7 protein-coding genes and 1 pseudogene are annotated in these 9,289 nt (G+C 70.9%); 3 read left to right on the top strand and 5 right to left on the bottom strand.

The features are described 5' to 3' along the window. Window positions 1-65: 65 nt before the first annotated feature. From ACWGI8_RS32555 to ACWGI8_RS32535, 5 genes and pseudogenes are all read right to left on the bottom strand, one after another. Window positions 66-1,724, bottom strand: a pseudogene (locus ACWGI8_RS32555) (uroporphyrinogen-III synthase); the annotation flags it as partial. Continuing rightward, a complete protein-coding gene (gene hemC / locus ACWGI8_RS32550) occupies window positions 1,721-2,698 on the bottom strand; it encodes a hydroxymethylbilane synthase (protein ID WP_453666424.1) in 978 nt (325 codons plus the stop codon). The gene hemC and the pseudogene ACWGI8_RS32555, both read right to left, overlap by 4 nt. After that, entirely contained in the window at window positions 2,695-4,050 is a 1,356-nt protein-coding gene (locus tag ACWGI8_RS32545; protein ID WP_453666422.1) for a glutamyl-tRNA reductase, read from the bottom strand. The genes hemC and ACWGI8_RS32545 overlap by 4 nt, the downstream gene beginning before the upstream one ends. Continuing rightward, entirely contained in the window at window positions 4,047-4,850 is an 804-nt protein-coding gene (locus ACWGI8_RS32540) for a redox-sensing transcriptional repressor Rex (RefSeq protein WP_453666420.1), read from the bottom strand. Before ACWGI8_RS32540 ends, ACWGI8_RS32545 begins: the two co-directional genes overlap by 4 nt. Window positions 4,851-5,124: 274 nt before the next feature. Continuing rightward, window positions 5,125-5,400, bottom strand: coding sequence for a glutaredoxin family protein (locus ACWGI8_RS32535; RefSeq protein WP_453666418.1), 276 nt, complete (start codon window positions 5,398-5,400; stop codon window positions 5,125-5,127). Between the two features lie 126 nt (window positions 5,401-5,526). Between ACWGI8_RS32535 and ACWGI8_RS32530 the strand changes: the two genes are divergently transcribed. The 3 genes from ACWGI8_RS32530 to ACWGI8_RS32520 all read left to right on the top strand — a co-directional run bounded on the left by ACWGI8_RS32530 (window position 5,527) and on the right by ACWGI8_RS32520 (window position 9,245). Then, a complete protein-coding gene (locus ACWGI8_RS32530; RefSeq protein ID WP_453666416.1) occupies window positions 5,527-6,477 on the top strand; it encodes an HAD family hydrolase in 951 nt (316 codons plus the stop codon). Between the two features lie 410 nt (window positions 6,478-6,887). Further along, window positions 6,888-7,736 (top strand): ECF subfamily RNA polymerase sigma factor, BldN family, encoded by an 849-nt coding sequence (locus tag ACWGI8_RS32525; RefSeq protein ID WP_453666414.1) that lies wholly within the window; start codon window positions 6,888-6,890, stop codon window positions 7,734-7,736. Window positions 7,737-8,045: 309 nt separating this feature from the next. Next, window positions 8,046-9,245 carry a DUF5667 domain-containing protein gene (locus ACWGI8_RS32520; RefSeq protein ID WP_453666412.1) on the top strand — a complete coding sequence of 400 codons (1,200 nt, stop codon included), beginning with the start codon at window positions 8,046-8,048 and terminating at the stop codon, window positions 9,243-9,245. Window positions 9,246-9,289 lie beyond the last annotated feature (44 nt).

Genomic DNA, 9,289 nt, shown 5'->3' with positions numbered 1-9,289 from the left:
GCGGACCCCGCGGACGAAGCCGACTGGCGGCTGCTCGTAGACGCGCTCGGCGGCCCCGAGGACCAGGTGGCCGTCCGCTCCGGCCGCGCCCACGGCCGCCGCTCGCTCGGCCGCGTCACCGGATCCCCGGCCTCGACCGCCGCGTCACGCCGCCGCGCCCCGAACTCCGCGAGCGCCTCCGCGAGCTTGTGCACCGACGGCTCGGGCGACAGCACGTCCACCCGCAGCCCGTGCTCCTCCGCCGTCTTCGCGGTGGCCGGACCGATACACGCGATCACGGTCACGTTGTGCGGCTTCCCGGCGATCCCGACCAGGTTCCGCACGGTGGAGGACGACGTGAACAGAACGGCGTCGAAACCGCCGCCCTTGATCGCTTCCCGGGTCTCCGCCGGCGGCGGCGACGCCCGCACGGTCCGGTAGGCCGTGACGTCGTCGACCTCCCAGCCCAGCTCGATCAGGCCCGCCACCAGCGTCTCCGTGGCGATGTCGGCCCTGGGCAGGAACACCCGGTCGATCGGGTCGAACACCGGGTCGTACGGCGGCCAGTCCTCCAGCAGACCGGCGGCCGACTGCTCCCCGCTCGGCACCAGATCCGGCTTGACGCCGAACTCGACCAGAGCACATGCCGTCTGCTCGCCGACCGCGGCGACCTTGATCCCGGCGAAGGCCCGCGCGTCGAGCCCGTACTCCTCGAACTTCTCCCGCACCGCCTTCACGGCATTGACCGAGGTGAAGGCGATCCACTCGTAGCGCCCGGTGACGAGCCCCTTGACCGCGCGCTCCATCTGCTGCGGCGTCCGCGGCGGCTCGACGGCGATCGTCGGCACCTCGTGCGGGACGGCGCCATAGGACCTGAGCTGGTCGGAGAGCGATGCCGCCTGCTCCTTCGTACGCGGTACGAGGACCTTCCAGCCGAACAGCGGCTTGGACTCGAACCACGCGAGCTGGTCGCGCTGGGCGGCGGCGCTGCGCTCACCGACCACGGCTATGACGGGCCGGTGGCCCTCCGGCGACGGCAGCACCTTCGTCTGCTTGAAGAGCTGGGCGATCGTCCCGAGCGTGGCCGTCCACGTCCGCTGCCGTGTCGTCGTACCGGCGACCGTCACCGTCAGCGGGGTGTCGGGCTTGCGCCCTGCGGTCACCAGTTCGCCCGCGGCGGACGCCACCGCGTCCAGCGTCGTGGACACGACGACGGTCCCGTCCGACGCGCCTACCTCGGTCCAGCAACGGCTGTCCGCGGTACGGGCGTCGATGAACCGCACGTCCGTCCCCTGTGCGTCGCGCAGCGGGACACCGGCGTACGCAGGCACGCCCACCGCCGTCGCGACACCCGGCACGACCTCGAACGGGATGGCCTCGGCCGCGCAGGCGAGCATCTCCGTGCCCGCGTCGCCGTCGAGCCCGGGGTCGCCGCTCACCGCACGGACGACCCGCTTGCCGCTCCGCGCGGCCTCCATGACAAGATTGGCCGCATCCCTCAACACGGGGACCCCGACGGCCGTTGACGCATCGTCAACAACCGTCAGTTCAGGCGTGCTCACTCCGGTGCGCGCATGGCCGCGAACGACGTCGAGGACATCGGGCTCGGCGATCAGTACGTCCGCGCGCGCCAGCGCCTCCACGGCGCGCAGCGTCAGCAGACCCGGGTCACCGGGACCGGCGCCGAGGAAGGTGACGTGCCCGTGTGCGGGAACGGCCGGAAGGTTCGAGGTGGTGGGGCTCAAAGTGCTCGCTCCCCCATAAGACCGGCCGCACCCTTGGCGAGCATCTCGGACGCGAGTTCGCGACCGAGTGCCACCGCGTCGTCGTGCGACGTGGGTACGGGACCGGTGGTGGACAGATGCACCAGCGTGGAACCGTCGGTCGTGCCGACGACACCCCGCAGGCGCATCTCATGAACAACCTGGCCGTCGGCCGGCAGGTCGGCCAGCGCACCCACAGGTGCACTGCAGCCGGCCTCCAGGGCAGCGAGCAGGGATCGCTCGGCGGTCACGGCGGCCCGGGTGTACGGGTCGTCGAGCTCGGCGAGCGCGGCAGCGAGATCGGCGTTCGCCGACAGGCACTCGACTGCCAGGGCCCCCTGGCCGGGGGCGGGCAGGATCGAGTCGACCGACAGGAAGTCGGTCACCTCGTTGATCCGCCCGATACGGTTCAGGCCGGCCGCGGCGAGAACCACCGCGTCCAGTTCCCCGTTCCGTACGAAACCGACGCGGGTGTCGATGTTCCCGCGGATCGGCACGGTCTCGATGTCCAGCCCGTGCGAACGCGCGTACGCGTTCAGCTGCGCCATCCGGCGCGGCGAGCCGGTGCCGACCCGGGCTCCCCGGGGCAGCTGGTCAAGGGTCAGCCCGTCGCGCGCCACCAGGACGTCGCGCGGGTCCTCGCGCCGCGGGATCGCGGCCAGCACCAGGTCGTCCGGCTGTGTGGTCGGCAGGTCCTTCAGCGAGTGCACCGCGAAGTCGACCTCACCGGCGAGCAGCGCGTCGCGCAGCGCGGTGACGAACACGCCGGTGCCGCCGATCTGCGCCAGGTGCTCACGGGAGGTGTCGCCGTACGTGGTGATCTCGACGAGCTCGACGGGGCGGCCGGTCAGCTGCCGCACCGCTTCCGCGACCTGCCCGGACTGGGCCATCGCGAGTTTGCTGCGCCTGGTTCCGAGCCGTAGGGGCCGGTCGGTACCCAAAGCCCTCTCGGTCATACTCGCCCTCGGTTCTTGAGATCTGCGTCGTTCACGTCGGCCCGGCTGACGGAGGCGACCGTCTCCGGGTCGAGGTCGAAGAGTGTGCGCAGCGCGTCCGCGTAGCCGGCGCCACCGGGCTCGGCGGCGAGCTGCTTGATCCGCACGGTGGGCGCGTGGAGGAGCTTGTCGACGACGCGGCGCACGGTCTGGGTGATCTCGGCGCGCTGCTTCTCGTCGAGATCAGGCAGCCGGCCCTCCAGCCGGGCGACCTCGCCGGCCACCACATCGGCGGCCATGGTGCGCAGGGCGACCACGGTCGGCGTGATGTGCGCTGCGCGCTGGGCGGCGCCGAAGGCGGCGACCTCGTCGGCGACGATGGTGCGCACCTGGTCGACGTCGGCAGCCATCGGGGCGTCCGCGGAGGCCTCGGCGAGCGACTCGATGTCCACGAACCGGACCCCGTCGAGGCCGTGCACGGCGGCGTCGATGTCGCGGGGCATGGCGAGGTCGAGCAGCGCCGGCGTGCTCTCGCGTCCCTGCAGCGCCGCGGCGACGGCGTCGGCCTTCAGCACGAGCCCGGTCGCCCCGGTGCAGGAGACGACGACGTCGGCACGTGTCAACTCTGCGCCGACAGAGGCCATTTCGACTGCTCGGGCGCGCACGCCCGTACCGCCCGGCTCGGTGAGGATCTGCACGAGCCGCTCGGCACGCTCCTGCGTGCGGTTGGCGATGACGATCTCGGCGACCCCGGCCCGCGCCAGGGTGGCGGCGGCGAGCGAGGACATCGAGCCGGCACCGATGACGAGCGCCCGCTTGCCGCGCGCCCAGTCGTCCACCGGGGTGCCTTCGGACAGCTGCTCCAGTCCGAAGGTGACGAGCGACTGCCCGGCCCGGTCGATCCCGGTCTCGCTGTGGGCGCGCTTGCCGACCCGCAGCGACTGCTGGAACAGGTCGTTCAGCAGCCGGCCGGCGGTGTGCAGCTCCTGGCCGAGCGCGAGGGAGTCCTTGATCTGGCCGAGGATCTGGCCCTCGCCGACGACCATCGAGTCCAGCCCGCAGGCCACCGAGAAGAGGTGGTGGACGGCCCTGTCCTCGTAGTGCACATAGAGATAAGGGGTGAGTTCCTCGAGCCCCACACCACTGTGCTGGGAGAGCAGGGTGGACAGCTCGGCGACACCGGCGTGGAACTTGTCCACGTCGGCGTAGAGCTCGATGCGGTTGCAGGTGGCGAGGACGGCCGCTTCCACCGCGGGCTCCGCGGCGAGCGTGTCCTGCAGCAGCTTGCCCTGCGTGTCCGAGGTCAGCGAGGCCCTCTCCAGCACACTGACCGGAGCGCTGCGGTGACTGAGTCCGACGACCAGGAGGCTCATGCCGGCATCACGGCGGGTACGTCCCCGTCGGGTCCCTTCCGGCCGGCGGCCGCGCCTGTGGCTCCGCGCGAGGCGACGGGCGGCACAGCGGCCTCGACCTCGGCCCCGACCTCGGCCTCAACCTCGGCCTCGGTCTCCTCGCCGGCCTTGCGCTGCTCGTGGAAGGCGAGGATCTGCAGCTCGATCGAGAGGTCGACCTTGCGTACGTCCACGCCGTCCGGCACCGAGAGGACGGTGGGCGCGAAGTTGAGGATGGACGTGACGCCGGCGGCGACCAGCCGGTCGCACACCTGCTGGGCGGCGCCCGCGGGCGTCGCGATGACCCCGATGGAGACGCCGTTGTCCGAGATGATCTTCTCCAGCTCGTCGGTGTGCTGGACGGGGATCCCGGCGACCGGCTTACCGGCCATCGCCGGGTCGGCGTCGATCAGCGCGGCGACCCGGAAGCCACGGGAGGCGAAGCCTCCGTAGTTGGCGAGCGCGGCGCCGAGGTTACCGATACCGACGATCACAACCGGCCAGTCCTGGGTGAGGCCGAGCTCGCGCGAGATCTGGTAGACGAGGTACTCGACGTCGTAGCCGACGCCCCTGGTCCCGTAGGAGCCGAGGTACGAGAAGTCCTTGCGGAGCTTCGCGGAGTTCACACCCGCCGCCGCCGCGAGCTCCTCCGACGAGACCGTCGGCACTGAGCGCTCCGACAGCGCGGTCAGGGCGCGCAGATACAGCGGAAGCCGAGCGACGGTGGCCTCGGGGATTCCTCGGCTGCGAGTCGCCGGTCGGTGAGTTCGGCCAGTTGCCACGGTGCTCCTGCGGGATGAGCGAGGCTGCAGGCGGCCGTACGTCCCATGGCCGCCCCGTCGAATGCAGGCTATGTCTTTGTGAACGCGTGCACAAAGATGGTGTCCGCTTTGTCCGTGCAAAGTGACCGGGGTCACGCGAGCCGATCGCGCGGTTCCGGAACCGCGGACGCCTCGTGTCCGTTGAAAACCCGAAGGGGGCAAAGCGGTACACACTCCTTACGGCCACGCCCCCGAGACCCCAACAAATCGCCCACGATGGTAACCGCCTTTCGGGTCACGCCCCCAGTTCGCGGCGGAGCCGCCCGGCGTCCACCCGCCAGAACGTGTGCTGCTCCCCGTCCACCAGGACGACCGGAATCTGCTCCCAGTACTCCCGGTGCAGCTCCTCGTCCTGCGTGATGTCCTTCTCCTCCCAGGCCGCGCCGGTCTCCGCGCACACCTCCTGGATCACGGACCTCGCATCGTCACAGAGATGGCACCCGGGCTTCCCGATCAGGGTCACGACCCGTTCGCCCGCCTTCTTCTTCGCACGCCGCAGCAGAGGACTCATGACGCCCATTCTCCGCCTGCCCGCCACACGCCCGAATGGTCCGTTTAACAATCCGGCCCCGGAGAGTTCACGCCTTCGCATCCCGGCGAGTCAGGAAGTCCCGAACAGACTGGCTATGCTCACGACATGGCCGCACTGGGATGGCTCACCCCCCGTAGGCGCTCCGCGACCGCACGGAGCGTCCTCGCAGGCGAGGCCGCCGCCGAGGCAGCGCGCAAGACCTCGCAACAGTACGAAGCGGAATCCGCGGAGACGGCGGAGCCGGCAGGCGCCAGGCCGGCCGAGCCGGACTTCCCCGTCGTCGGGGACGTCCGCGCCGCAGCCTTCTTCGACCTCGACAACACCGTGATGCAGGGCGCCGCGATCTTCCACTTCGGGCGCGGCCTGTACAAGCGGAAGTTCTTCCAGCGCCGCGAGCTGGCGAGATTCGCCTGGCAGCAGACCTGGTTCCGGCTCGCCGGGGTCGAGGACCCCGACCATATGCAGGACGTACGCGAGTCCGCGCTGTCCATCGTCAAGGGCCATCGCGTCTCCGAGCTGATGTCGATCGGCGAGGAGATCTACGACGAGTACATGGCGGACCGCATCTGGCCCGGCACCCGTGCCCTGGCCCAGGCTCACCTCGACGCGGGCCAGAAGGTCTGGCTGGTCACCGCCGCGCCGGTGGAGACCGCGACGATCATCGCCCGCCGCCTCGGCCTGACCGGCGCGCTCGGCACGGTCGCCGAGTCCGTGGACGGCGTCTACACCGGAAAGCTCGTGGGCGAGCCGCTGCACGGCCCGGCGAAGGCGGAAGCGGTACGGGCCCTGGCAGCCGCCGAGGACCTGGAGCTGGGCCGCTGTGCGGCGTACAGCGACTCGCACAACGACATCCCGATGCTCTCTCTCGTCGGGCACCCGTACGCCATCAACCCGGACACCAAGCTGCGCAAGCACGCGCGCGAGCGCGACTGGCGGCTGCGCGACTACCGCACCGGCCGCAAGGCAGCCAAGGTGGGCATCCCGGCCGCGGCGGGAGTCGGGGCGATCGCGGGCGGCACGGCGGCGGCCGTCGCCCTGCACCGCCGCCGCCGCTGACGCGGCGGCGCACGCGGACCACGACCACAACACCGCCGCAACCGCACATAAGCGGACACCTGTTCGACCACACCGGTGCCAGGAACCTGGCGCCGGTGTCCGGCATGCGCCATTCCGGCCCTCTTACCCGCCCATGCGCCCCGCCAGTCCCGTTGCCGCCACTTGAGCACAACCCATCACGCGCCGCAGCAGATCACGAAGTAATCCGATCAATAAGCGATCACAATCTGCGACTGGATGTGTCGCTTTGCTGCAACAGAAGCGACGTAATCGGTGATTTGGGCAACTGGGTGTAGCGCTGCCTGTACGAAGCGTTATTCTCCTCAGACGCAATAAGGACCCCACACGTCGCCACGACGGGTGAACGGTCCCGTACTGCACGTGATGGAAGCTCTGCCTCTGGGAGTCCCGTGTACCCACACGTCGGGGTTGACGCCTCGGGCCTGGCTACGCTGCGCGCAACGGTCCTCGACCACTTGCGCGGCTTCGTCCCCACCGCGTACGCCGTCCCCGCTTTCGCCGCGCCGAGCCCTGCCGCCCTCGGCCCTGCCGGCCCCTGCTACGCCCTGGCCGACGGCCTCGAGAAGGGGCCGACGCGCAGCGGAGTCGTTGCGGGACGGCGGTCGGGTGACGGGCGGGAGGTGGGCAGACGGGGCAGCCGGGGCGGCGCCGGCGCCTCGACCACGGCCCGCCGGCCCAGCGCCGACAGCGACAGCGCGCGCATGATGGAGCTCGTCGAGCGCGCCCAGGCCGGCGAGGCCGAGGCCTTCGGCCGGCTGTACGACCAGTACAGCGACACGGTCTATCGCTACATCTACTACCGCGTGGGCGGGAAGGCGACCGCGGAGGACCTCACCAGCGAGACGTTCCTCCGCGCACTGCGCCGTATCTCCACCTTCACCTGGCAAGGCCGCGACTTCGGCGCCTGGCTGGTCACGATCGCCCGCAACCTGGTCGCCGACCACTTCAAATCGAGCCGCTTCCGACTGGAAGTGACCACCGGCGAGATGCTCGATGCCAATGAGGTCGAGCGCAGCCCCGAGGACTCGGTGCTCGAATCCCTCTCGAACGCCGCACTGCTGGAGGCTGTCCGCAAGCTCAATCCCCAGCAGCAGGAGTGCGTGACCCTGCGCTTCCTGCAGGGCCTGTCGGTCGCCGAAACCGCGCGGGTGATGGGCAAGAACGAGGGCGCGATCAAGACCCTCCAGTACCGTGCCGTCCGCACCCTGGCCCGACTCCTCCCCGAAGACGCCCGCTGACCGCCCGCCTCTTCCCCCTCCTCCCCCCTACGCCTCACATTCCCCACGCCCCCCACGCGCCTCCCCCCACTCGCCCAGTCCCCGGCCCCGTCCACCTCAACTCACCATCCGTGAGCGCCTGATGACGCACTGGTCCGATCATCCTCCGCGCGTAACCCAACTGCCGAGCCGCTCGTTGTGCGGGATGCAGGCTCCCTGCGGTCACGCCATGCCCGCAGCCACTCACTCATTCGTGTGGATGTGCTCAAGGCGTGCAACCTTCCGGACCCCCCGGGGAGTCGACCGTCATGACGAGAGGAGGTGCCGCCAGTGATCGCGAACGTTTCGGCGCACCGGCGGGCGAACGCCTTCGCCCAGGCCCTTGAGGATCAGACGCTTCAGGGCACGGCGGCCGAGCTGCCCGAGGATTCGGCCGAACCGGCCGAGCACGGGCGGCTGTTGGCCTTGGCGAACGGCCTCGGGGAACTGCCGAAACCCCAGTTGGATCCCGAGGTCAAGGTGGTGCAGCGAGCTCAGCTCGTGGCCGCCATGGAAGCGATGCTCGCGGAGGGTGGCGCGTCCTCGGGCCGCACCGTGCCGGGGCAGCGGACTTCCGGCCGCGGTGCCCATCGGGCCTCCCCGCTCAGGAAACTGCGCCCGCGCTCCCGCTGGTCCAAGGGCCTCGCAGCCGGCGGGCTCACCGTCGGTGTGGCCGCAGGAGCGCTCAGCGGGGTGGCCGGTGCCAGTGCCGACGCCCTACCCGGTGACTCGCTCTACGGGCTCAAGCGGGGCATGGAGGACATCAAGCTCGGCATGGCCGACGATGACGCGGACCGCGGCGAGCTCTACCTCGACCAGGCCTCGACCAGGCTCAACGAAGCCCGCCGTCTGATGGAGCGCGGCCGGGCCGGCGAGCTGGACCACGAGTCCCTGGGCGAGGTCAGGCGCGCCCTGAGCGGCATGCACCACGACGTCTCCGAAGGCCACCGGCTCCTTCACCGGGCGTACGAACGGGACGGCTCGCTCGGCCCCATCGCGACGCTGTCCTCCTTCTCCCGCTCCCACCGCCAAACGTGGAACGGGCTGCGGGACCGCCTGCCCGCACAGCTGACCGACGTCGGCGACGAAGTGAGCTCGGTCCTCGACGCCATAGACCAAGAGGTCGGGCCGCTCCAGTCGCTGCTGCCCCGCGCACCCGAGACGGAGGACGGCGGATCCCAGCATTCCGGACCGTCCCCCCAGGACTCCTCGGGTACGTCCGGTACGTACCGCCCGTCGCCGTCCTTGCCCTCCACGGGCCAGACCGACGGTGACAACCGGCCCCAGCCGTCGGGCTCGGGCACGACGGCGGACGACGGCCTGCTCGGGGGCAACACGGGCGGACTGCTCACCCCCCCGCAGAACAGCGCGACGCCATCCCCCTCCGGCGGGGGTACGGGCATGACGGATCCCGTGCCGGATGTGACCATCCCGCCGCTGCTGCCGGGCCTGCTGCCCGGTCTGGGCATCGAGGGCGAGGACGCACCCTAGGCGCCCGAGGGAGCACATGAGGGAGGGGCGGGAGACACCAGGTC

Source organism: Streptomyces sp. NPDC054841, assembly GCF_053611045.1.
The sequence above is the reverse complement of the archived record's forward strand: the minus strand, read 5'-3'. Positions and strand labels throughout refer to the sequence as shown.